General features: G+C 59.8%; 19 protein-coding genes. 10 read left to right on the top strand and 9 right to left on the bottom strand.

The window, feature by feature from the left end; genetic code table 11:
• Positions 1-126 precede the first annotated feature (126 nt).
• The gene (gene metG, locus ACA068_RS23195; RefSeq protein WP_497305063.1) at positions 127-2,178 is read right to left on the bottom strand and encodes a methionine--tRNA ligase; all 2,052 of its coding nucleotides are present in this window, start codon (positions 2,176-2,178) and stop codon (positions 127-129) included.
• A 368-nt stretch (positions 2,179-2,546) separates the two neighbouring features.
• Between metG and apbC the strand changes: the two genes are divergently transcribed.
• Positions 2,547-3,641, top strand: a complete 1,095-nt coding sequence (apbC, locus tag ACA068_RS23190; protein WP_497305062.1) for an iron-sulfur cluster carrier protein ApbC — start codon at positions 2,547-2,549, stop codon at positions 3,639-3,641.
• Between the two features lie 131 nt (positions 3,642-3,772).
• Here the strand turns inward: apbC and ACA068_RS23185 are convergent, their stop codons facing one another.
• Positions 3,773-4,531 (bottom strand): SDR family oxidoreductase, encoded by a 759-nt coding sequence (locus ACA068_RS23185; RefSeq protein ID WP_077749886.1) that lies wholly within the window; start codon positions 4,529-4,531, stop codon positions 3,773-3,775.
• A 166-nt stretch (positions 4,532-4,697) separates the two neighbouring features.
• Between ACA068_RS23185 and ACA068_RS23180 the strand changes: the two genes are divergently transcribed.
• From ACA068_RS23180 to groL, 4 genes are all read left to right on the top strand, one after another.
• Positions 4,698-5,429: a HugZ family pyridoxamine 5'-phosphate oxidase gene (locus tag ACA068_RS23180; protein WP_497305060.1), complete on the top strand. Its 732-nt coding sequence runs from the start codon at positions 4,698-4,700 to the stop codon at positions 5,427-5,429.
• 66 nt (positions 5,430-5,495) lie between these two features.
• Positions 5,496-5,972, top strand: a complete 477-nt coding sequence (locus tag ACA068_RS23175; RefSeq protein ID WP_010457646.1) for an FxsA family protein — start codon at positions 5,496-5,498, stop codon at positions 5,970-5,972.
• A 247-nt stretch (positions 5,973-6,219) separates the two neighbouring features.
• Positions 6,220-6,513, top strand: a complete 294-nt coding sequence (locus ACA068_RS23170; RefSeq protein WP_007948593.1) for a co-chaperone GroES — start codon at positions 6,220-6,222, stop codon at positions 6,511-6,513.
• A 49-nt stretch (positions 6,514-6,562) separates the two neighbouring features.
• Positions 6,563-8,206, top strand: a complete 1,644-nt coding sequence (gene groL, locus ACA068_RS23165; protein WP_162439429.1) for a chaperonin GroEL — start codon at positions 6,563-6,565, stop codon at positions 8,204-8,206.
• Positions 8,207-8,375: 169 nt separating this feature from the next.
• Here groL and ACA068_RS23160 read toward each other — a convergent pair whose 3' ends face one another.
• Positions 8,376-9,119 carry a phosphatase PAP2 family protein gene (locus tag ACA068_RS23160; protein WP_497305058.1) on the bottom strand — a complete coding sequence of 248 codons (744 nt, stop codon included), beginning with the start codon at positions 9,117-9,119 and terminating at the stop codon, positions 8,376-8,378.
• A 218-nt stretch (positions 9,120-9,337) separates the two neighbouring features.
• Between ACA068_RS23160 and colR the strand changes: the two genes are divergently transcribed.
• From colR to ACA068_RS23135, 5 genes are all read left to right on the top strand, one after another.
• Complete coding sequence (gene colR / locus ACA068_RS23155; protein ID WP_054045155.1) at positions 9,338-10,021, top strand: two-component system response regulator ColR; 684 nt, start codon at positions 9,338-9,340, stop codon at positions 10,019-10,021.
• Positions 10,011-11,285 carry a sensor histidine kinase gene (locus ACA068_RS23150; protein ID WP_497305057.1) on the top strand — a complete coding sequence of 425 codons (1,275 nt, stop codon included), beginning with the start codon at positions 10,011-10,013 and terminating at the stop codon, positions 11,283-11,285. The genes colR and ACA068_RS23150 overlap by 11 nt, the downstream gene beginning before the upstream one ends.
• A 160-nt stretch (positions 11,286-11,445) precedes the next feature.
• Complete coding sequence (locus ACA068_RS23145) at positions 11,446-12,114, top strand: class I SAM-dependent methyltransferase (RefSeq protein ID WP_304816620.1); 669 nt, start codon at positions 11,446-11,448, stop codon at positions 12,112-12,114.
• A gap of 4 nt (positions 12,115-12,118) precedes the next feature.
• Complete coding sequence (locus ACA068_RS23140; RefSeq protein WP_497305056.1) at positions 12,119-12,832, top strand: lipopolysaccharide kinase InaA family protein; 714 nt, start codon at positions 12,119-12,121, stop codon at positions 12,830-12,832.
• A gap of 2 nt (positions 12,833-12,834) precedes the next feature.
• The gene (locus ACA068_RS23135; RefSeq protein WP_461955462.1) at positions 12,835-13,062 is read left to right on the top strand and encodes a hypothetical protein; all 228 of its coding nucleotides are present in this window, start codon (positions 12,835-12,837) and stop codon (positions 13,060-13,062) included.
• Between the two features lie 175 nt (positions 13,063-13,237).
• Here ACA068_RS23135 and ACA068_RS23130 read toward each other — a convergent pair whose 3' ends face one another.
• The 6 genes from ACA068_RS23130 to ACA068_RS23105 form a co-directional block, all read right to left on the bottom strand.
• Positions 13,238-16,273: a multidrug efflux RND transporter permease subunit gene (locus ACA068_RS23130; RefSeq protein WP_497305055.1), complete on the bottom strand. Its 3,036-nt coding sequence runs from the start codon at positions 16,271-16,273 to the stop codon at positions 13,238-13,240.
• A gap of 13 nt (positions 16,274-16,286) precedes the next feature.
• Positions 16,287-17,435: an efflux RND transporter periplasmic adaptor subunit gene (locus ACA068_RS23125; RefSeq protein ID WP_497305054.1), complete on the bottom strand. Its 1,149-nt coding sequence runs from the start codon at positions 17,433-17,435 to the stop codon at positions 16,287-16,289.
• A 234-nt stretch (positions 17,436-17,669) separates the two neighbouring features.
• Positions 17,670-18,767: a DUF1513 domain-containing protein gene (locus ACA068_RS23120; RefSeq protein WP_497305053.1), complete on the bottom strand. Its 1,098-nt coding sequence runs from the start codon at positions 18,765-18,767 to the stop codon at positions 17,670-17,672.
• Between the two features lie 14 nt (positions 18,768-18,781).
• Positions 18,782-19,846 (bottom strand): imelysin family protein, encoded by a 1,065-nt coding sequence (locus ACA068_RS23115; RefSeq protein ID WP_497305052.1) that lies wholly within the window; start codon positions 19,844-19,846, stop codon positions 18,782-18,784.
• Positions 19,847-19,872: 26 nt separating this feature from the next.
• The gene (locus tag ACA068_RS23110; RefSeq protein ID WP_497305051.1) at positions 19,873-21,300 is read right to left on the bottom strand and encodes a di-heme oxidoreductase family protein; all 1,428 of its coding nucleotides are present in this window, start codon (positions 21,298-21,300) and stop codon (positions 19,873-19,875) included.
• Positions 21,301-21,580: 280 nt separating this feature from the next.
• The gene (locus ACA068_RS23105) at positions 21,581-22,918 is read right to left on the bottom strand and encodes an imelysin family protein (RefSeq protein WP_497305050.1); all 1,338 of its coding nucleotides are present in this window, start codon (positions 22,916-22,918) and stop codon (positions 21,581-21,583) included.
• Positions 22,919-23,031 lie beyond the last annotated feature (113 nt).

Genomic DNA, 23,031 nt, shown 5'->3' with positions numbered 1-23,031 from the left:
GAGGGCTTTTTAACGGAGCGGTCTAAAAAGCTTAGGCATTATCCGGGAAGGACGGAGGGTGGGGCCAGATATGAAAATCCCACAGCCGCGCCAGGCACGACTGTGGGATCGATTTACCGCAGAGCCTTACTTGATGCGCTGACCCGGCTTGGCGCCGCTGTCGGGGCTGAGCAGGTAGATTTCTTCCCCGCCAGGGCCAGCGGCCATCACCATGCCTTCGGAGATGCCGAACTTCATTTTCCGTGGCTTGAGGTTGGCGATCATCATGGTCAGACGACCATTGAGCTTGGACGGATCCGGATAAGCACTCTTGATCCCGGAGAATACGTTGCGTTGCTCGTCACCGATGTCCAGGGTCAGGCGCAGCAGTTTGTCGGCTCCTTCCACGTGTTCAGCCTTGACGATCAAGGCGACGCGCAGGTCGACCGCTGCAAAGGCGTCGAACTCGATCTCCGGTGACAGCGGATCCTTGGCCAGTTCACCGTTGCCGGCGGGCGCAGCATCGCCAGTGTCGGTTGCGCTGGCGGTCAGGTCTTCTTTCGAGGCATCGCTCATGGCTTGCACTTTTACCGGGTCGATACGGGTCATCAACGGCTTGAACTCGTTCAGCTGATGGTTGCTGAGCAAGGTCGCGTGGTCATTCCAGGTCAGCGGTGCGACGTTCAGGAACGCCTCGGCGTCGGCGGCCAGCAACGGCAGCACCGGTTTGAGGAAGATCACCAGTTGGCGGAACAGGTTGACGCCCAAGGCGCAGATCGCCTGGACTTCGTCCTGCTTGCCTTCCTGTTTGTTCAGCGACCACGGCGCCTTGTCAGCGATCCAGGCGTTGGCACGGTCGGCCAGGCCCATGATCTCGCGCATGGCACGGGCGAAGTCGCGAGCCTCATAGGCTTCGGCGATGCTCGGCGCTGCGGCGAGGAACGCTTCGGTCAGTTCTGGTGCGGCGTTGCCGGCCACCAGCACACCGCCGTTACCCTTGTGGATAAAGCCGGCGCAACGGCTGGCGATGTTGACGACTTTGCCGACCAGGTCGGAGTTGACCTTCTGCACGAAATCTTCGAGGTTCAGGTCCAGGTCATCAACACCACGGCTCAGCTTGGCCGCGTAGTAGTAACGCAGGTATTCCGGCGACAGGTGGTCCAGGTAAGTCCGGGCCTTGATAAAGGTGCCGCGGGATTTGGACATTTTCTGACCGTTGACGGTCAGGTAGCCGTGCACGTTGATGCCGGTCGGCTTACGGAAACCGGCGCCTTCGAGCATGGCTGGCCAGAACAGGGCGTGGAAGTTGACGATGTCCTTGCCGATGAAGTGGTACAGCTCGGCGGTGGAATCCTTGCCCCAGAACGCGTCGAAATCCAGTTCCGGACGGCGGTCACAAAGGTTCTTGAAGCTGGCCATGTAGCCGATCGGCGCGTCCAGCCAGACATAGAAGTACTTGCCCGGCTCGTCGGGGATTTCGAAGCCGAAGTACGGCGCGTCGCGGGAAATGTCCCACTGTTGCAGACCGGCATCCAGCCATTCGGCGATCTTGTTCGCCACGGCTTCTTGCAACGTACCGCTGCGGGTCCAGGCTTGCAGCATGTCCTGGAAGTCCGGCAGCTTGAAGAAGAAGTGCTGGGAATCCTTGAGCACCGGGGTGGCGCCAGAGATCGCCGACTTCGGATCCTTCAGGTCGGTCGGCGCGTAGGTTGCACCGCATTTTTCGCAGTTGTCGCCGTATTGGTCTTCAGTGCCGCATTTCGGGCAGGTGCCCTTGATGAAGCGGTCGGCCAGGAACATTTTCTTTTCCGGGTCGAAGTACTGCGTGATCGAGCGCTGGGCGATGTGCCCGGCGTCGCGCAGCTTCAGGTAGATCTGGCTCGACAGCTCACGGTTTTCTTCAGCGTGAGTGGAGTGGAAGTTGTCGAAGTCCACCAGGAACTCGGCAAAGTCGGCGCTGTGTTCAGCCTGGACGTTGGCGATCAATTGTTCCGGGGTGATGCCTTCCTTTTCCGCGCGCAGCATGATGGCCGAACCATGGGCGTCGTCGGCGCAGACATAAATGCATTGGTTGCCGCGGTGCTTCTGGAAGCGCACCCACATATCGGTCTGGATGTATTCCAGCATGTGGCCAAGATGGATCGAACCATTGGCATAGGGCAGGGCGCTGGTGACGAGGATCTTGCGTGGCTCGGACATGGGGCTCGGCTACTTGATGAAACGGAGGTCGGCCACTATAAAGCGCCGGCGCATATTTTTCACCCCGTGCGCCTGTATCCATATGCGGCAATCGCAAAAAACTGCAGTTATGGATTAGTTGGATGCTGAGGAGCTTTTGTGGCGAGGGAGCTTGCTCCCGCTGGGTGGCGAAGCCGCCCCAAACCCTATAGCCCGGCTCTGTCAGGAGGATCGCGTCAACCTGATTGCGACTGCTGCGCAGCCGAGCGGGAGCAAGCTCCCTCGCCACAGGGATGTGTTTGCCACAAATCATCGGCGGGCATGCCGTCCATGACCTAGAACGGTTAGGATACCCCCCTGATTTTCCAGTCTTGCTATCGGAGTTGCCCATGAGCGCCGTCAATCGCGCAGCGGTGGAAGCCGTCCTTCGCCAATACACCGACCCTTATTTGGACCAGGACCCGGTCAGCGCCGGGTGCGTGCGCAGCATCGACATCCAGGGCGATCGCGTCAGCGTGCAACTGGAACTGGGCTACGCCGCCGGTCTGTTCAAAAGTGGCTGGTCGCAGATGCTGCAGATGGCGATCGAAGGCCTCGATGGCGTGACAAGCGCTCGCGTTGACATCACCAGCGTGATCGCCGCGCACAAGGCTCAGGCGCAAATCCCGGGCCTGTCCAACGTCAAGAACGTGGTCGCCGTGGCGTCCGGCAAGGGCGGCGTGGGTAAATCCACCACTGCCGCCAACCTCGCGCTGGCCCTGGCCCGTGAAGGCGCCAAGGTCGGGATTCTCGACGCGGACATCTACGGTCCAAGCCAGGGCATCATGTTCGGCATCCCCGAAGGCACCCGGCCGAAGATCAAGGATCAGAAGTGGTTCGTGCCGATCGAATCCCATGGCGTTGAAGTGATGTCGATGGCGTTCCTGACCGACGACAACACGCCGATGGTCTGGCGCGGGCCGATGGTCTCCGGCGCGTTGTTGCAGCTGGTCACGCAAACCGCCTGGGGCGACTTGGATTACCTGGTCATCGACATGCCGCCAGGCACCGGTGACATCCAGCTGACCCTGGCGCAGAAAGTCCCGGTGGCCGGTGCCGTCATTGTCACCACCCCGCAAGACCTGGCGCTGCTGGACGCGCGCAAAGGCGTGGAGATGTTCCGCAAGGTCAACATCCCGGTGCTGGGCGTGGTGGAAAACATGGCCGTGCACATCTGCTCAAACTGCGGGCATGCCGAGCATTTGTTTGGTGAGGGCGGTGGGGTGAAGCTGGCCAACCAGTATGGCGTCGAGTTGCTGGCGTCGTTGCCGCTGGCAATGGCTATCCGCGAACAGGCCGATGGCGGCAAGCCAACGGTGATCGCCGAGCCGGACAGCCCTATTGCGCTGGTGTATCAGGAACTCGCCCGCCACGTCGGCGCGCGGATTGTGTTGCAGGAAGCGGCATCACCGGCAATGCCGAACATCACCATCAGCGACGACTAAATCACTGAAGAAACGCAATCCCCTGTAGGAGTGAGCCTGCTCACGATAACGGTGTACCAGTCACCATCAAGGGTGAATGTTAAGCCCTCATCGCGAGCAGGCTCACTCCTAGAATTGGTTTAGGGGTGGCCTTAGATCCGCAACCCGCCATCCATTTCCAGAATCCGGCCGGTGTAGTAGTCGTTCTCGAAAATGTACGCCGCCGAATGGGCGATCTCTTCCGGTTTGCCCATGCGCTTGAGCGGAATCCCGGCCGTCATCTTCTCCAGCGCTTCCGGCTTCATGCCCAACGTCATCTCGGTTTCAATAAAGCCCGGTGCGATGCCCGCCACGCGAATGCCATATCGCGCCAGTTCCTTGGCCCAGGTCACGGTTGCCGCGGCCACGCCAGCCTTGGCGGCGGAGTAGTTGGTCTGGCCGACGTTGCCGGCTCGGGAGATCGAGGAGATATTGATGATCGCGCCGCTGTTGTTCAGCTCGACCATTTTTGCCGCGACTTCACGGGTGCACAGGAACACGCCGGTCAGGTTGACGTCGATGACCGCCTGCCATTGGGCCAGGCTCATCTTGGTCATTTCGCCATCCTTGACCTTCAGCAGCAGGCCGTCGCGCAGGATGCCGGCGTTGTTGATCAGGCCATGAATCGCGCCGAAATCTTCGGCCACTTGGGCGACCATATGCGTCACTTGCTCTTCGTTGGCGACGTTGCACAGGTAAGCCCGGGCCTCTACGCCCTTGGCTTTGCACGCCGCGACGGTGTCGTCGAGCTTTTCCTGGTTCAGGTCCACCAGCGCCAGCTTCGCGCCTTTACCCGCGAAATACTCGGCCATGGAACGGCCTAAACCCTGGCAACCGCCAGTGATAATGATTACTTTGTCAGTGAGTTGCATTCGCATGCCCCAATAGCAGGTTCAGAGTGGTTTCCTTCCTAGAGGGCCTCTCGATCTGCACCTGATGTGGCCTGGTTGCACATGAGAACTGCCCCGATGGCGTACTGGAACTTATCCCCAGGCGCCTGTCCGTTTTTTCGACGGATTCTATATAAGGAGTCATAAATTGAGCGTTGAAGCGGCCAAGAATGCCCGAGAATTGCTTCTCAAGGAATACCGCGGGGTGCTGTCGACGCACTCCAAGTCGATGCCCGGTTTCCCGTTTGGCTCCGTGGTTCCGTATTGCCTGGACGAGCAGGGCCGGCCGCTGATCCTTATCAGCCGCATCGCCCAGCACACCCATAACCTGCAGAAAGATCCGAAATGCTCGTTGTTTGTGGGCGAGCGAGAGGCCGACGATGTGCAAGCCGTTGGTCGCCTGACTTACCTGGCCGAAGCGGAAAAGCTCGAAGACGAGGCCGCGATTGAAGCGGCGGCCGAGCGTTACTACCGCTATTTCCCGGAGTCGCAGAGCTACCACAAGGCCCACGATTTCGATTTCTGGGTACTCAAACCGGTGCGTCACCGCTACATCGGCGGTTTCGGTGCGATTCACTGGGTCGATCAACTGACCCTGGCCAACCCGTTCGCCGGTAAAGCCGAAGTGAGCATGGTCGAGCACATGAATGCCGATCACGCCAAAGCCATCGCCCACTACGTCGACCTGGCGGGGCTGCCGAAAACCGAACCGGCGCAACTGGCGGGTATCGACACCGAAGGCATGCACCTGCGCATTGGTCAGGCGCTGTACTGGCTGCCGTTCCAAGCAACTTGTAATACGCCGACACAAGTGCGCGAAGCCTTGGTTTTCCTGGCTCACGCCGAGCATTGGCCGAAAAATGAAGTGGCTGACGCTTGAATTCACGAAACGGCGACGTCATCTAGGGAAGACTGGCAAGGCATTCTTGCGTTGAGGAACCATTTGATGCGCCCTTTTTTATTGCTCTTTGTACTGTTTCCGGTGTTGGAGCTGTTCGTATTCGTCAAGGTCAGCGGGGCCATCGGGTTTTTCCCGGCCCTGCTGCTGATCATTCTCGGCTCGATGCTCGGCGTGTTCGTGCTGCGTATCGCCGGTCTGGCCACTGCGCTGCGTGCGCGTGAAAGCCTGAACCGCGGCGAGCTGCCAGCGCAGACCATGCTTGAAGGTTTGATGCTGGCGCTGGCGGGCGGTCTGTTGATTCTGCCGGGCTTCGTCACGGACGTGCTGGGTCTGATCATGCTGCTGCCGATCTCCCGTCGACTGCTGGCCAATAAAATGCGCCAGCGCGCTGAAGAGGCGGCGATCCGTCAGCGGGCGTTTGCCGATGATCTTCAACCACGTGGCGGTCCTGCTCCGCAGCAGCCGCTGGGCCGCGAGCCTAATGTGATCGAAGGCGAGTTCGAACACCGCGATTCCAAGTAAAGCGTTTCAGCTGCACGGCACCTTCGGGTGCCGTGTTCGTTTTCGGGGCATTGATGCAAAAAATTTCGATCCCCGCCCTTGTAATAAGCTTATGCGCCCTTATGTAACGGTCACCGCAAGGTTTCTGGCGATCACGCCAGACAGACTTCCGCGGTTCGCTTGACGAACCGCACCCGGCACCGCCGGATTTGTTAAACCCGCCGGGAATACACCGGCCGATGAAAACCACAATTAGGAGAGATCGACAATGAAGCTTCGTCCTCTGCATGACCGCGTCGTCGTCCGTCGCAGCGAAGAAGAAAAGAAAACCGCTGGCGGTATCGTCCTGCCAGGTTCGGCTGCTGAAAAGCCAAACCAGGGCGAAGTCCTCGCTGTAGGCCCGGGCAAAGTTCTGGACAACGGTGAAGTGCGTGCGCTGTCCGTGAAAGTGGGTGACAAGGTTGTGTTCGGCCCTTACTCCGGCAGCAACACTGTGAAAGTTGACGGCGAAGACCTGCTGGTCATCGGCGAGAGCGAAATCCTCGCTGTTGTCGAAGGCTGATTCCCCGCTCATTTTCCCGCTACTACAAAGTATTTAAGGAATATCGATCATGGCTGCTAAAGAAGTTAAATTCGGCGATTCCGCCCGTAAGAAAATGCTCGCCGGTGTCAACGTCCTGGCTGACGCAGTAAAAGCGACCCTGGGCCCTAAAGGCCGTAACGTGATCATCGAGAAGAGCTTCGGCGCTCCGACCATCACCAAGGACGGCGTGTCCGTTGCCAAAGAAATCGAGCTGAAAGATCGCTTCGAAAACATGGGCGCGCAGCTGGTCAAAGACGTTGCCTCCCGTGCCAACGATGACGCAGGCGACGGCACCACCACCGCTACCGTTCTGGCTCAATCGATCGTCAACGAAGGCCTCAAAGCCGTCGCTGCCGGCATGAACCCGATGGACCTGAAGCGCGGCATCGACAAAGCGACCATCGCCATTGTCAAAGAGCTGAAAGCCCTGTCCAAGCCTTGCGCTGACACCAAGGCCATCGCTCAGGTAGGCACCATCTCGGCCAACTCCGACAGCTCCATCGGCGACATCATTGCCGAAGCCATGGAAAAAGTCGGCAAAGAAGGCGTGATCACCGTTGAAGAAGGCTCGGGCCTGGAAAACGAACTGTCGGTTGTTGAAGGCATGCAGTTCGACCGTGGCTACCTGTCCCCGTACTTCGTCAACAAGCCAGAGACCATGACTGCCGAGCTCGACGGTCCGCTGATCCTGCTGGTCGACAAAAAGATCTCGAACATCCGCGAAATGCTGCCAGTACTGGAAGCCGTTGCCAAAGCCGGCCGTCCACTGCTGATCGTGGCCGAAGACGTTGAAGGCGAAGCCCTGGCGACTCTGGTTGTGAACAACATGCGTGGCATCGTCAAAGTTGCAGCCGTCAAGGCTCCAGGCTTCGGCGACCGTCGCAAGGCCATGCTGCAGGACATCGCTGTTCTGACTGGCGGTACCGTTATCTCCGAAGAGATCGGTCTGAGCCTGGAAAGCACGACCCTGGAACACCTGGGTAATGCCAAGCGCGTGATCCTGTCCAAAGAAAACACCACCGTGATCGACGGCGCCGGCGTTGAAGCTGATATCCAGGCTCGCGTTCTGCAGATCCGTCAGCAAGTGGCTGACACTTCGTCCGACTACGACCGTGAAAAACTGCAAGAGCGTCTGGCCAAGCTGTCCGGCGGCGTTGCAGTGATCAAGGTTGGCGCGGGTTCCGAAGTTGAAATGAAAGAGAAGAAAGCCCGCGTTGAAGACGCCCTGCACGCTACCCGTGCAGCCGTTGAAGAAGGCGTGGTACCTGGCGGCGGCGTGGCACTGGTTCGCGCTCTGCAGGCTATCTCCGAACTGAAAGGCGACAACGCCGATCAGGACGTTGGTATCCAGTTGCTGCGTCGCGCTGTTGAAGCGCCACTGCGCCAGATCGTTGCCAACTCCGGCGACGAGCCAAGCGTTGTGGTCGACAAGGTCAAGCAGGGTTCGGGTAACTACGGTTACAACGCTGCTACCGGCGAATACGGCGACATGATCGAAATGGGTATCCTGGACCCGGCTAAAGTGACTCGTTCGGCTCTGCAGGCAGCGGCTTCTATCGCCAGCCTGATGATCACGACCGAAGCCATGATCGCCGAGATCAAGGAAGACGGCCCAGCTGGCGGCGGCATGCCAGACATGGGCGGTATGGGCGGCATGGGCGGCATGATGTAAGCCAGCCTTACCCTGTACGAAAAAACCCCGCCGGCGATGAGCCTGCGGGGTTTTTTATTGCGCGGCATAAAGTGGTGTGGTTTTTGATGGCCTCTTCGCGGGCAAGCCTCGCTTCTACAGGTCCAGCGAAATCCCTGTAGGAGCGAGGCTTGCCCGCGAAGGCGTCAGCTCAGGCGCTGACGGGGTCTGCTTTGATGACCTTTTCAGCCTTGGAAGCCGGTCGATACAGGATGTAGTAGTAAGACCCCAGACAAATCAGCCAGCAAAAAATCGCCGTCCACACGTTATGTGAAAAGAAGTGCGCCCCCTGCATCATCCGGCTCACCGAAAACACCGTCCCCAATGCAAACGCAAACACAAATGCCTGGCGAGCCAGGCGCGGACGACGGTCACGCAACGCAAAAAACAGCGCGAACAAGGTAAACCCGGTCGCCGCATGACCCCCGGGCCAGCAACGGCCAGGCTTATCGGTGGGCGGACGCGGACTGAGCAGTTCGCTATAGGTTTCGTGACCGCCGAATTGCTCGAGGCTCCACGGGCATTGCACCGCCGTCACCGCTTTGACCGGGGTCACGAACGAGGTCGCAAGTGCCAGCGACATCACCAGACAACCCAGTTCGCGTTTGAACGGCTTGAGCCTGGCGATGAAAAACGAGCCGATAAAGCCGATGATCGCAAACACCGAAAAGGCGATGACCAATTGCTTGGCGCGGTCATGCAGGATGTCTTCAAGGAAGTAACTGTGGCGCCCGATGAAGTCCCCGGCGACCGGGTCGTAGAACAGTTTGGCCAGGTCCATGTCCAGGGACGTCAGTTCGAGCAGCAGCAAAATGATCGCTGTGATAGCGGGCACACCCAGGCACACCCAAAAGTTGAGCGGTCTGGAAGCGGGGCGGGCGGCGGTCGAAGCCATGGCAGTTCCTTGGTCGGTAAAGGGGTCTGGAGAGCGCATCCGCGCGGAGTCTGAGCCCGGCGCTGTTGTCAGCGTGTGAATCGATAGTGAAAAACTTGTTAAGCCGTCATCGGTTTTTCTATCGGATTGACAACTGCACGCAGCCCTAGCCCTGAGCCACACTTGGCCTTAAGCTGCGCGGGCCATGACGGCCGTTACTGTGTGCGGAGGAGGTGCCCATGCGAATTCTATTGGTTGAAGACAACCGCGATATCCTGGCCAATCTTGCCGATTACCTGGGGCTCAAAGGCTACACCGTGGATTGCGCGCAGGACGGTTTGTCAGGCCTGCACCTGGCGGCCACCGAGCACTATGACTTGATCGTGCTCGACATCATGTTGCCCGGCATTGACGGCTACACGCTGTGCAAACGCCTGCGCGAAGACGCCCGCCGTGACACACCGGTGATCATGCTCACCGCGCGCGATCAGCTGGATGACCGGCTGCAGGGCTTCAAGTCCGGTGCCGATGACTACCTGATCAAACCGTTCGCCCTTTCCGAACTGGCGGCGCGTATCGAGGCGGTCATGCGTCGTGCCCAGGGTGGCGGTCGACGCGCCTTGCAGGTGGGTGATTTGAGCTACGACCTCGACACCCTGGAAGTGACCCGCGAAGGTCGTCTGCTCAAACTCAACCCGGTCGGCCTGAAGTTGCTGGCCGTGCTGATGCAGAAAAGCCCGCATGTTCTGCGCCGCGAAATTCTCGAAGAAGCCCTCTGGGGCGATGACTGCCCGGACAGCGACAGTTTGCGCAGCCACGTCCATCAATTGCGTCAGGTGATCGACAAGCCCTTCGCCAAGCCCTTGTTGCAAACCGTGCACGGTGTGGGTTATCGCTTGGCCGAGGGTCGCGATGGAGTTTAAGCAGAGCCTTGCCCAGCGGATCATCATCGCCTTTGCGCTGATGAGCGCACTGGTGGCAGGCGCCTTCGCCATGGGCATTGTGGCGACCGTGCACCTGGTCGAAGAAAAGCTGATTTCGGCCGGGCTGGGCGGTGATTTGCAACGGCTCCTGCTGATGGACAGCGTCTCTGACTGGAGCCATCGCCCCGAGCCGGACCAGCTGTTTTATTTCAGTGGTGGGCCGGGGGACTTCGAGCTGCCCAAGGATTTGCGGCACTTGGACTCCGGATTCCACGAGGTCTTTCGAGAGCAGCTGTCGTATCACGCGATGGTCGAAGTCGTTGATGGCCGGCATTACGTATTGCTTCAGGACCAAAGCGATTTCGAAGAGCGTGAGCGGGTGCTGTTTGCGGTGGTGCTGGTGGGCTTCGTGCTGAGCCTGGCGCTGGCGGTCTTTCTCGGCTGGATTCTGGCGCGCAAGGTGATGGCGCCGGTGGTGCGACTGGCCCGCCAAGTGCGACATCGCGATCAATTGCTGGGTCTGGCGCCGCCTTTGGCGCCGGATTATGCCGCTGACGAGGTGGGCGAGTTGGCCGTTGCCTTCGACGCCACCCTTGGGCGTTTGCGCCAGGCGTTGACCCGTGAGCGATTGTTTACCAGTGACGTCAGCCACGAATTGCGCACGCCGTTGATGGTGCTGGCCAGTTCCTGTGAGCTGCTGTTGGAAAACCCCGGTATCGACCAGCGCGGCCGTGCCCAGGTCGAGCGAATTGCCCGTGCGTGCGCAGAGATGCGCGAGTTGGTGCAGACATTCCTGATGTTGGCCCGGGCCCAGCGAGAAGACGCCAGCATGGCGCCGCAGCAGACGCTGAGCCAGGTCGCCGATGGGCTGCTCAACCAGTGGCGCGAACCTATTGAAGCCAAAGGGCTGAGCCTGATCTTCGAGCAGGGCAATCCGCTAGGCACTTGCTACAATGCAACCCTTTTGCACGCCGTCATGGGCAACCTGTTGCGTAACGCACTGCATTACACCGAACGCGGGTTTATCCGCTTGACCCTCACGGCCACGGGTTTCACGGTCGAGGACAGCGGTGTGGGCATTCCCGAGGAAAAACGCGAGGCAATGTTCGAACCTTTCGTGCGTGGCAGCGAAAAGCGCGGCGAGGGCCTGGGGCTTGGGCTGTCACTGGTGCAGCGGATCTGCGAGAACCAGGGCTGGAGCGTCAGCCTGACCAATATGGAACCTAATGGCTGTCGTTTTCAGGTGGAATTGGGCCAAAGTTAGCGGTTGCTTTAACCGACGGGGCTCCGAGCCATGGCGGTCAACCTGAAAAATCTTGTAATGATTGAGCATTTCCTTAACAATTTTTTCACAAAGGTATGACCTGACGCTGACACTACGCTACCTATGGTGCTTGGTATCAGAAGTTAAGGAGACCTGAATGATGGACGGCCCGATCAAACTCGATTTTTCCGAAAAGTACGACGATCAACACGCTCAAAGGTATTTGCAGAAGCACCAGGATGGCCTCGGCCGTAAACTTTCCCACTGGCGTGACGTGCAGTTGGCGCGAAAGGCCCTGAAGCTGGTCGGTGAGCCAGGGCTGGTCCTCGATTTGCCGTGTGGGGCAGGGCGTTTTTGGCCAATGCTGGCGGAAAAAGCTAATCGCGCCATCATCGGGGCCGACAACTCCGAGTCAATGTTGAAGATTGCCACCCAGGCGCAACCTGCCGACGTGGTCAAACGGGTACAACCCTTGCACACTTCGGCATTCGACATTGCCTTGCCTGACAACGCCGTCGACAGCATTTTCTGCATGCGTTTGCTTCATCACATCGGTGAAGCCGAGCATCGACTGGCCATTCTGCGCGAATTTGAACGCGTCACGCGTGACAGCGTGATCCTTTCGTTGTGGGTCGACGGTAATTTCAAGGCCTGGAAACGCAAGCGCTCAGAGAAACGGCGTGGGCAGGAAGGCTACCAAAATCGGTTTGTGTTACCGGCTGCCACGGTAGAAAAAGAGTTTGAACAAGCAGGGTTCCGTATTCAGGAACAACTGGACTTTTTACCGCTCTATGCCATGTGGCGAGTTTACGTATTACGTAAGAGGTAACAGGATGGCAGTGCAATGTGCAGCAGAAACGGACGTCGCTTCTCAGGACCGCTTCGACTATTTCTGGAATCAGCGCGGTGAATGGGTAGAAGAACCGAATGTCCGTCGCGGTGGAGAAAGTGGCGTGCAGCGTGTCATGGGCAGCGATGGTCAACTGCTTTATGCCAAGCGGCAGACCGGGCATATCTATCGCAGCTGGCTGCATCCGTTCGGCCGCCCGACGGTATTGCGCGAGCGTGACGCGCTCATTGGCCTGCAATTGCTTGGCGTGAGAGTTCCGGAAATCGTTTTCTGCGGCGCACAGCGCGACCCCGTGCACAAATGGCGCGCATTGCTGGTGACCAAGTCGCTGGACGGCTTTGAGGAAATCGAGCACTGGTACGCCGGTGGCGGTCGCGAGCGCCACGGCGAAGCGGTGCATGACCGCGTGTTGAAGGACCTGGCCGAGAACCTGGCCCGCATGCACAAGGGTCGTTGGCAGCACAGCTGCATCTACATCAAGCACGTTTTCGTGCGGGTTACCGGTGAAGGCGAGTCGGCCAAGGTCGAGATTGCCTTGATCGATCTGGAGAAGTGCCGGCAACGCCTGACCGCCTATCGTGCGGCGGCTCATGACCTGAAGCAGCTGCGTCGCCACTCGTCGTTCAGCACGGCGGACTGGCGCAAACTCGTCTACTTTTATGAGACGGCGTTTGGCAGCGCTATCAAAGGTTTATAGCAATGAAACTAGAAATTGCACGAGGTGTGTTTCTGATAGGAGCCTTGGCAGTTGCTTCATTGGCGGTGGCGGCGTGGGAGCAGCCCCGCACGCAAGTCCTCAGTTCAGTGAGCGCAGATGCTCACTGTCCGTTGCCACGGGTAGCCAAGGCCTCCGTGGCATCCCAACCCGATCATGATTTATTGCTGTTCATGTTCGGACTTTCTCAAGGAATGAGGCCGCAGAGTTGAACAGATTGAAGCCAAAATAAAAGGCCTCGCAAATGCGAGGCCTTTTATTTTGTGTCCGAATTTCAAGCCGTGCATGGCCCAATGTGGGAGCGAGCCTGCTCGCGATGGCGGTGTGTCAGGCACCTCAATGTTGACTGTGCCGTCGTCATCGCGAGCAGGCTCGCTCCCACAGGGGTTATGGAGTCGCTTTAGCGTCGGGTTTGGCTAGCAGGGTGTAGATGCACGGCAACACGAACAGCGTAAACAACGTCCCGATCGACATCCCGGTTGCGATCACCATGCCGATATCAAACCGGCTGACCGCGCCCGCGCCCGTGGCGATGATCAACGGCACCATGCCGAACACCATCGCCGCCGTGGTCATCAACACCGGACGCAATCGAATTGCCGCCGCTTCCTCCACAGCCTCACGAGGTGTCAGGCCTTTCTCCTTGCGCAACTGGTTGGCGAACTCGACGATCAGGATGCCGTGCTTGGTGATCAGCCCGATCAAGGTCACCAGGCCCACCTGGGTATAAATGTTCATGCTCGACCAACCCAGGAACAGCGGAATCAAAGCGCCGCAGATCGACAGTGGCACCGTCACCAGAATCACCAGCGGATCACGGAAACTTTCGAACTGGGCTGCCAGCACCAGGAAAATGATCGCCAGCGCCAGGGCGAAGGTCACCCATAGCGCGCTGCCTTCCTGAACATATTGCCGCGACGCACCGGCGTAATCGATGGCAAAACCTGCCGGTGCTTCTTCCAGCGTGATCTGGCGCACGGCGTCGATGGCTTCACCCATGCTGACCAGCGGCACCCCCGACAGGATGGCCGAGTTGAGCTGCTGGAACTGGTTCAACTGCCGTGGACGCGCCCGGTCGGTGACGGTGATCAGGGTCGACAGGGCCAGCAGTTCGCCTTGGGTGTTTTTCACGTAATAGTTGTTCAACCAGTCCGGGTTGTCCCGGAAAGGTCGTTCGACCTGAGCGATGACTTTGTAGCTACGGCCTTCAATGGTGAAACGGTTGATTTCCGCCTGACCCAGCAACGTGGCCAGTGTTCCACCCAGGTCCTGCATGGACACGCCCATCTGCGCGGCCTTGGCGCGATCAATGTCCACGACGACTTCGGGTTTGTCGAAGGCCAGGTCGACGTCGACGAAGGCGAACTTTCCGGACTCCATCGCCCGTTTTTTCACCCGATCCATCACTTGCAGCAGCGCCTTGTAATCGTTGGCCGTGTTGATGACGAACTGAAATGGCAACCCTTCACCCGTGCCGGGCAAGGAGGGCAGGTTGAAGCCGAAGACCTGCAGCCCGGAAATGCCCTCCAGTTTGCGCTGGACCTCGGGCAGGATGGCCATTTGCGTGCGGTCCCGTTCGTTCCACGGTTTGAGCAGGAAACCGCCAATCCCCGATTGCACGCCGTTGAATCCATTGATCTGGAACGAGGAGTAGTACTCGGGAAACTCCTTGAAGATCGTGATGAATTCGTCGGTGTAAGTGTTCAGGTAATCGAGGTTGGCCGGTTGCGGGGCGTTGGTCAGCATGAAAATGATGCCCTGATCTTCATCGGGCGCCAGTTCCGACTTGGTGAACTTGAGCAGCACCGGGATCAGGCACAACACGATCACCGCAAACACCAGCACCACCGGCCGGGTGTTGAGGGTGCCGTGGAGCATGCTTTGGTATCGGCGCTTGAGGCCTTCAAAAATCAGGTCCAGGCGATGGGCCAGGCCGCTGGGGTTTTCATCATGGCGCAGGAGCAGGGCGCACATCATCGGTGACAGGGTCAGCGCGACCACGCCGGAGATCACCACTGCGCCGGCCAGCGTCAGGGCGAACTCCTTGAACAGCGCTCCCGTGAGCCCGGTCAGGAAACCGATGGGCGCATAGACCGCCGCGAGGGTGATGGTCATCGAGACCACCGGCATGGCGATTTCCCGGGCGCCTTCGATGGCCGCATCCAGCGGCGTCTTGCCTTCCTCGATGTGTCGGTGAATGTTCTCCACCACCACAATGGCATCGTCCACGACCAGCCCGATCGCCAGCACCATCGCCAGCAGGGTCAGCAGGTTGATCGAGTAGCCCATCATCTGCATGAAGAACATCACGCCGATCATCGATAGCGGAATGGTCACCACCGGGATCACCACCGAACGCAGCGCCCCGAGAAACAGAAACACCACCACAATCACGATCAGCACGGCTTCGAAGAGGGTTTTCACCACTTCGTCAATCGAGGCCTGGATGAACAGCGTAGCGTCGTAGGCGATTTCACCCTTCAGGTTTGGCGGCAGCTGGGCTTCCAGCTCCGGCATGATCTTGCGCACTTCCTTGATCACGTCCAGCGGGTTGGCGCCGGGCGTGGCCTTGATGCCGATGTACACCGAAGGAGTGCCACCGAACGAACTGATCGAGTCGTAGTTTTCCGCGCCCATCTCAACCCGCGCCACATCGCTGAGCAGCACGCGACTGTCGCCATCGACCTTGAGCGGAATCGCGGCGAACGCTTCGGCGGATTTCAGCTCGGTGTTGGCGTTGATGCTGGTGACGACGTACTCGCCTTTCACTTCACCGGCGGCGGAGAGGAAGTTGTACTGGCGCACCGCGTTGGTCACGTCGCTGGCGCTCAGGCCGAACCCGGCCAGCTTCATCGGGTCCAGCCACAGACGCATGGCGAACACCTGGTTGCCGAGAATCTCGGCTTCAGCCATGCCCGGCAGGGTCGCCAGTTTTGGCTGGATGACGCGTGACAGGTAGTCGGTAATCTGCGGGTTGCTCAGTTCCTTGCTGAAGAAACTGATGTACATGAGTGCCGAGGCGTCGGCGGCTTCCTTGCTCAGCACCGGGTCTTCGGCATCCTGAGGCAGCTGGTTTTTCACCTCGTTGGCCTTGGCCAGCAGCTCGGTGAACAAGCGATCGCTGTTGGAACCGATGCGCGCGTAGATCGAAATCACCGAGAAGTTCTGGCGACTGACCGAGGTCATGTAGTCGATGCCCTCGGCGCTGGCCAGGCTTTGCTGCATCGGTTGGGTGATGTAACCCTGAATGGTTTCGGCATTGGCCCCGGGGTACGCGGTGGTCACCGTGATCAGGGCGTTTTCCATTTGCGGGTATTGGCGCAGCGGCAGCTTGCTCCAGGCCTGGAAGCCCAGCAGCACAATCAATAGGCTGACCACGGTGGCGAGCACCGGGCGGCGGATGAACGGGTCGGTAAAAGCCATGAGGATTCCTTGATCAGTCAGTACGTGGCTGACTGTTCTTATCGGTCAGGGTCTTGTCGTCGCTGATGGCAATGTGTGCGCCGTTGTCCAGTTTGATCTGGCCGGCCGTGACCACTTTTTCGCCGTTCTGCACACCTTTGGTGATCATCACTTGCCCATCGCGGCGTTCGCCGGTTTCGATGAAGCGCCGTTCGGCGATCAGGATCGGCTGGCCCTTATCGTCCTTTTCAACGCTGCCATCTTCGGCTTTTTTCTGCGCGACGACATACAGCGAGTTGCCGTATAGCGTGTAAGTGATCGCGCTTTCCGGCACGACGATGCGCGGCTGCGGGTCGGGCAGCATCACCTGCAGGCTGGCGAACATGCCCGGCAGCAGTTTGCCATCGGGGTTGGCAAGGGTCGCGCGGACCTGAACATTGCGGGTGCTGTTTTCGACTTTAGGGTTGATTGCGCTGATCGTGCCGGGGAAGGTTTGTGTCGGGTAGGCCGAGACAATGATCTGCACCGACTGGCCGATGCCGATCTTCGGTATCGACTGCTCGGGTACGAAGAAGTCGACGTAGAGGCTGCTGAGGTCTTGCAGGGTGGCGATCATGGTGCCGCTGGCCACGTAGTCGCCGACGTCCACCTGGCGAATACCGATGGTCCCGCTGAAAGGCGCGACGATGCTTTTTTTGCCGAGCGCCGCCTTGAGTTGGTTGACCGTGGCCTTGCTCTTTTTTTGTACCGCCGAGAGGCGGTCGAATTCGCCTTTGGAAATGGCCTGGCTGCCAACCAGTTGGCTACCACGACCGTAATCGAGTTGGGCCAGCCCGAGGTCCGCCTGAGCAGTTTCAAGCAAGGCACTTTCCACGGCGCTGTCGAGACGCAGGAGGGGTTGACCGGCCTTGACCTTCTGGCCTGACTCGAACTGTAAATCGATGACGGTGCCGTCGGTCTCCAGGCTCAGGTCCACGCCTTGCAGCGCCTTGAGCGTGCCGACGGACGGCAGGCGAGCTTGCCACGGACGTTCGATGGCAGTGGTCGCGGCGACACTGATCGGCGGTTTCGGCGCGGAAAAGCCTTGAATCATCGTGTAGATGGAGAAGGCTTTATAACCGGCCAGGACCAGCACGATCAGCAGAACAACACCCAACATGATCAGCATGCGGCGACGCAGCATATTTCCACTTCCTTGGAGAAAATCAGGTGAGACAGTGGGGCACATTACCCCGAGTCGGAGGGGGATTCCAACTGGTAGAAATTACAGGCAGGAATACGACGATCACAAAACCTGTGGCGAGGGAGCTTGCTCCCGCTGGACTGCGTAGCAGTCCCATTTTTCAGGGCCGCTGCGCAGCCCAGCGGGAGCAAGCTCCCTCGCCACAGGTAAGCTCGCCAACAGAGAAGGGAGAGGTCAGATGAGGTGCAGGTGGTTGTCCCAGAGCCCCGCCGGAAGCTCCAGGGGCTTTGCAACCAGATTTGTCTGGCGACAATCGTAGTACCGGCAGCGGCCCTGACCCGACGTCACGACAAACCCATCGGCGACGGCGCCAACCCCGGCGCAATCGGGAAGCGGCGCATCCAGGCGCACTTCACCGCTGTCCATGTCCCAGATGAAAAAGCGGTTGCCGCGCGGCGCGGTCAACGCGACCAGGCGCAAGTCACTGTGGACCGCCACGCTGGCGGTGTAATGTCCCATCGCCTGCAACTGATGCTCCGGCACTGGGAACGCCACGAACGGTTGACCGGGACGCTTGATCGCTAACAGCTCCGAAGTCTCGTGGGACGGCCCCATGAATTGCTGGCCGGCGACGATGGTGCCATCGCTGGCGATTCCCAGATGACGCACGCTGTTCATCTGTTGGGCGAGGGTTTCCTTGCTCAGCAGGGTGCCGTCGCGTTGCATCAGCACCAGGCTAGGTTCCATGGCGTTGAGGTTCATCTCGACCCGGCTCTCCGCCTCGGTGCGAATGCCGCCGTTGGCCACCACCAGGGTCTCGCCATCCGGCATCCACGACACCTGATGCGGGCCGATGCCGTGGGTGGAAATCTCGCCGCTGTGCACCAGTCGCTCACCTTCGAACTTATACACACCCAACAACCCGCGACCCGGATCAGAGGTGTCATTCTCGGTGGCATACAGCCAGTCGCCGCTCTTGTGAATCACCGCGTGCCCATAGAAATGCCGGTTCGGCAGCGAGGTCACGGTTTGCAGAAGCGTACCGTCGCGCAGGTCGATCAGATAACTCTCGGTGCCCGGACGCCGGGCCACGAACAGCGCGATCGGCAACGTCGGATGATTGATGATGTCATGGCAGCGTTGGCCGACCTGGGTGGCGAACACCCGGGTGCCGTCCAGCCGATAACCGACGGCGTAATGCTTGCCGTCGCCATCGTCCCGCGCCGAAAGCAGCAGCGGGCTCTTGTCCTTTTGTTTGAACAGCGTCCAGCCGCCCAGTGTCACTGCTCCCAGCAGCAAACTACCTAAAGTCAGAGCCTGACGTCGCAGCATGGCACTCGCCCTCATCAGTCACCGTCGTTGGCGTTGAAGCCCAGTTGGATGCCCAGCGCCTTGGCCAGTTCGCCTTCGTGCAGGCGATGGACGACGTTGAGGCTGTCGTAGATGTCGTTGAGTTGCTGGCGACCGGCATCGTCGCTGAGCATTTCGGTCAGCGAGCGCTGGTTGCTGGCGAACAGTTTCAGGGACGCGGCGTAAGCGGCATCGATCTTGTCGGCCAAGGGTTTCTGCTCGCTCGGCAACAGGCCGCGCAGGCCTTTGTTGTCGACACCTTCCCACACGGTTTTGGCGGCGGCGAGGCTGGCTTCCAGGCCGGTCAGGGACGACTGGCTGCGCCAGGCATCGGCCTGGAACGGTTGCGGCACGCCTTTGCTCTGGCGGCCCATCGGCGTGCCGAGTTTTTTCTTCAAGGTGTCGAGGGCGGTGACCTGGACACGCAACAGATCGGCGATGGCTTCGTGGGAGTCGGCGTAGCGCTGGTTCGGGAACTTGCTCATCTGCGCGAGCATGCCGTCGGTATTGTTCCAGCTTTGCAGAATCTCTTCGGCCAGCAGTTTCTGGCGCTCGCCAATCGCCTTCAACAGTGGGCAGTACTTGGCTTTTTGCGCGTCGTTGGCCACGTCCGGCTTGCTGTCGAACAGGATGTATTCATAGGCTGAGAGGCCCTGCACCACGACGCTGGACTTGGCCAGGGCGGCAGCATCGATCTGCGGCTGCGCGGTGACCAATTGCTCGACCTGACGGCCGACCAGGTTTTTCTTGTCCGGCCAGAATTGCACCTGCCAGGCGCGATTGCCCTCGGCCAGCGGCCCGATTAGCAGCGGTTGCAGCTCGGCCCAGGCTTTTTGTGCGTGCAGGAAGTCGGCGCGGGCGGTGTCGAGGTTTTCCTTACCTTCGCAGTAGGCGAGGGCGCTGACGGCCAATTGGCGGTCGGCTTCAACCCAGCGGGTGTACGTCGGCAGGATCACCGATTTGGCGATGGCGGCCGAGGTGACGGCTTGCGGGTCCTGTGGCGAGCAAGCGCCGAGGGCGAGTGCGGCAAGGCTGGTGAACAACAATTTGGGACGGAACATGTCGGGCTCCCGCTATGGAATACGTATTAAAGGGAATTCAAAAACGCCAGCAACGCAGCGCGCTGCTCGGCATTGAAAGACAAAACCTGTTGCTGCGACGCTTTGGCTTCGCCGCCATGCCAGAGCACGGCTTCGAGCAGATTGCGCGCGCGGCCGTCATGCAAGAACTGGGTGTGGCCACTGACCGCCTGCGTCAGGCCGATGCCCCACAACGGCGGGGTGCGCCAGTCGCGGCCACTGGCCTGGAATTCGGTACGGTTGTCGGCCAGGCCGTCGCCCATGTCGTGCAGCAGCAGATCGCTGTAAGGGCGAATCACTTGATTGGCCAGTTCAGGTTCGGCGGCGTTGGCGGCGGTGGTGTATTTGGGTGTGTGACAGGACTGGCATCCGGCCTGGAAAAACAGGTTCTTGCCGGCCAGCACTTCGGGTGCATTGACGTCGCGGCGGGCCGGTACGGCGAGGTTACGGCTGTAGAACAGCACCAGGCGCAGGATGTTATCGCTGACCTCCGGCTCGCCATTCGGGCCGTTGCCGGTCGGCGCCTGTTTGCAGGCTGTTTGCGCCTCGGTGCAGTCGTCGAAGGGGCGCAGGCTGGTGGTCAGGCCCATGTCGCCGGAAAACGCGTGAACGTTCTGTTGATTGAGGTTCGGTTGCCCGGCTTTCCAGCCGAACCGGCCGAGGACGGTCTTCTGTTGCACGTCGTCCCAGACCCGGTTCGGCCGCCCGGCGATGCCGTTTTTGTCCTTGGCCTGAGCCTCTGCGTTGGCCAGGATCGCTTCGTCGGGGATGGCTTCGAGCAAGCCCAGGCCAATCATCGGCGGGGCAACGCGCGCCGAGAAACGGGTGTCGGGGTGCATCGGGCCATAACCCAGCTGGGTGATGTTCAGGCTCGGTTTGCGTAGCTCGATTTCAGTGCCGTCCTTGAAGCGAATCGGAACGGGCGTGTAATCGACGCGCACTTTGCCCTCCGGGGTCACGCCGGGGATGGCCATGTCCTGGAACTGGCCGCCGTAGACCGGCTCCGGGACCACACCGAGCTGTTCGATGACCTTGGCATAGGCCGGCGCGTCCGGGATCGACAGGCGCACCAACATCGATACCGCGTTCGCCGCATCGGGCGTCGGTGGATGACCGCGGCCGTCCTTGATGTGACAGCCCTGACAGGCGTTGGTGTTGAACAACGGACCGAGGCCGTCCCGGGCAGTGGTGGTCGAAGGGGCGATCACCCAAGGATTGCGGAAGAAACTGTTGCCGACGCTGAAATCCACGCGCCGTGACGGCGACAGGTTGGCGGAGGGCAGGGAGAAAGCATTTTGATCGGTCTTGCGCACGGTCGCTGCGCCACCGGACCGGGCTTCACCGGGTTCGGCCTTGGTAAAACGCGGGGCGTCATCGCAGGCACTCAGGCCCAGGGCCAGAAACAGTGCGGACAAGCGAAGAAGCAGCGAGGGCATCAGACATCCTGCAAGACGAGCAAAACAAGGGCGCAAAGTCTAACAGGGCAGGGGAGTTTGAATAAGAGGAATTATCGTTTGGTTGATGTGGGGCAGGGTTTCCTGCAAACCCGATCCCCTGTAGGAGCGAAGCTTGCTCGCGAAAGCGGTGTATTAGTCACCATTGTCATTGAATGTAATGCCGCCTTCGCGGGCAAGCCTCGCTCCAACGGGGCGGTGTTTGGTGGGTATGAAAAAGGCGACCCGAAGGTCGCCTCTTTAGTCACTCAGCCAGCGTTGATCAGAATTCGTGATCAGCGTTGTCCGGGTTCAGGTCGCTGATGCCCAGTTTGCCAGCGGCGGCTTCGATCGAACCGGTCTGCTTGACCAGGGCGGCGATTGCGTCGCGCACGATCTGGTTGCCAGCGGTGTTACCGGCGGCGATCAGTTGGTCGTAGTGCTCACCCTTGTTGGCGTGATCGACGATGACCTGCATCTTGGCTTCGGTGGCAGCCAGATCGGCTTTCAGCGCGGTATCGGCAGCCGGGTCGGCTTTGGCCACCAGGGACGACAGGCTGGCGCCGGTCATTTTGGTGCCGTCTACGCGGGTGTATTCGCCCAGGTACACGTTGCGAATACCCTTGGCATCGTAAAACTGCGAGTTATGGGTGTTGTCGCTGAAGCAATCGTGTTCGTCTTCAGGGGAGTTGGCTTCCAGGGAAACCTTCATGCGCTCGCCCGCCAGTTCGCCCAGAGACAGGCTGCCCATGCCGAACAGCATTTTGCGCAGGCCGGAATCAACCGATTCCGCTTCCAGGGTGGCACGGTAGTTGTCGGCCACGTTCGGCTTCCAGTTACCGACCATTTCTTCCAGGTCGCTGACCAGCAGCTGGGTTACGGACTTCAGATAAGCGCGACGACGATCGTTGTGACCGCCGGTGGCGCCTTTGCCTTCCAGGTAGTCGGAGGCTGGACGGTTGCCGGCGCCAGGGCCGGTGCCGTTCAGGTCCTGGCCCCACAGCAGGAATTCGATGGCATGGTAGCCGGTGGCGACGTTGGCCTCGGAACCGCCCAGCTCGTTCAGGCTGGCGAGTTTTTCCGGGGTGATGTCTTTCACGTCGATTTTGTCTTCGCCGACTTGAACCTGGGTATTGGCGATGATGTTGGCCGTGGCGCCCGGGTTACCCAGTGCGTGCTCGTAGGATTTGTCGACGTAGTCGATCAGGCCTTCGTCCAGAGGCCAGGCGTTCACCTGACCTTCCCAGTCGTCGATGATGGTGTTGCCGAAGCGGAACACTTCGCTCTGCAGGTAAGGCACGCGGGCAGCGACCCAGGCAGCCTTGGCGGCTTTCAGGGTGTCGGCGTTCGGCTTGGCGAGGAAGGCGTCGACGGCGGTTTGCAGGGTCTTCGCGGTGGATTCGGCATCGCTGTAAACGGCGTAGACGATGTCGGCGTAATGCGCGACAACGGCTTTGGCGGCGGCTTCGTCGACTTTGCTGGTAGCAGCTGGGGCGGCAGCTGGAGCAGCAGCGGTGCTCGCCGCCGGCGTAACGGCGGTCTTGTCTTTGCCTTCGCCACAACCGGCGAGGGAAATAGCGATGGCCAACAGACTGGCGGTAGCCAGAGGCATACGAATCATGGCGAACATCCTGCTTCGAGAGGGGGTGGTATGGCGCAGCGGGTGCGCGAAACTGCGACATAATGCAAATCTTTCGCATTATGTGTAAAGGGTTGTAGCTGGAAATATTTCTT

The sequence above is a fragment of the Pseudomonas sp. LBUM1660 genome, assembly GCF_059695935.1.
This window is presented reverse-complemented; position numbering and strand designations above follow the sequence as displayed.

What these genes read in the sequence shown, in the direction of transcription:
- ACA068_RS23120 (WP_497305053.1), bottom strand. Translation starts at nt 18,767, where the DNA reads ATGCTGCGACGTCAGGCTCTGACTTTAGGTAGTTTGCTGCTGGGAGCA.
- ACA068_RS23145 (WP_304816620.1), top strand. Translation starts at nt 11,446, where the DNA reads ATGGACGGCCCGATCAAACTCGATTTTTCCGAAAAGTACGACGATCAA.
- ACA068_RS23170 (WP_007948593.1), top strand. Translation starts at nt 6,220, where the DNA reads ATGAAGCTTCGTCCTCTGCATGACCGCGTCGTCGTCCGTCGCAGCGAA.
- ACA068_RS23135 (WP_461955462.1), top strand. Translation starts at nt 12,835, where the DNA reads ATGAAACTAGAAATTGCACGAGGTGTGTTTCTGATAGGAGCCTTGGCA.
- groL (WP_162439429.1), top strand. Translation starts at nt 6,563, where the DNA reads ATGGCTGCTAAAGAAGTTAAATTCGGCGATTCCGCCCGTAAGAAAATG.
- apbC (WP_497305062.1), top strand. Translation starts at nt 2,547, where the DNA reads ATGAGCGCCGTCAATCGCGCAGCGGTGGAAGCCGTCCTTCGCCAATAC.
- ACA068_RS23105 (WP_497305050.1), bottom strand. Translation starts at nt 22,918, where the DNA reads ATGATTCGTATGCCTCTGGCTACCGCCAGTCTGTTGGCCATCGCTATT.
- ACA068_RS23125 (WP_497305054.1), bottom strand. Translation starts at nt 17,435, where the DNA reads ATGCTGCGTCGCCGCATGCTGATCATGTTGGGTGTTGTTCTGCTGATC.
- ACA068_RS23140 (WP_497305056.1), top strand. Translation starts at nt 12,119, where the DNA reads ATGGCAGTGCAATGTGCAGCAGAAACGGACGTCGCTTCTCAGGACCGC.
- ACA068_RS23110 (WP_497305051.1), bottom strand. Translation starts at nt 21,300, where the DNA reads ATGCCCTCGCTGCTTCTTCGCTTGTCCGCACTGTTTCTGGCCCTGGGC.
- colR (WP_054045155.1), top strand. Translation starts at nt 9,338, where the DNA reads ATGCGAATTCTATTGGTTGAAGACAACCGCGATATCCTGGCCAATCTT.
- ACA068_RS23160 (WP_497305058.1), bottom strand. Translation starts at nt 9,119, where the DNA reads ATGGCTTCGACCGCCGCCCGCCCCGCTTCCAGACCGCTCAACTTTTGG.
- ACA068_RS23130 (WP_497305055.1), bottom strand. Translation starts at nt 16,273, where the DNA reads ATGGCTTTTACCGACCCGTTCATCCGCCGCCCGGTGCTCGCCACCGTG.
- metG (WP_497305063.1), bottom strand. Translation starts at nt 2,178, where the DNA reads ATGTCCGAGCCACGCAAGATCCTCGTCACCAGCGCCCTGCCCTATGCC.
- ACA068_RS23150 (WP_497305057.1), top strand. Translation starts at nt 10,011, where the DNA reads ATGGAGTTTAAGCAGAGCCTTGCCCAGCGGATCATCATCGCCTTTGCG.
- ACA068_RS23185 (WP_077749886.1), bottom strand. Translation starts at nt 4,531, where the DNA reads ATGCAACTCACTGACAAAGTAATCATTATCACTGGCGGTTGCCAGGGT.
- ACA068_RS23175 (WP_010457646.1), top strand. Translation starts at nt 5,496, where the DNA reads ATGCGCCCTTTTTTATTGCTCTTTGTACTGTTTCCGGTGTTGGAGCTG.
- ACA068_RS23115 (WP_497305052.1), bottom strand. Translation starts at nt 19,846, where the DNA reads ATGTTCCGTCCCAAATTGTTGTTCACCAGCCTTGCCGCACTCGCCCTC.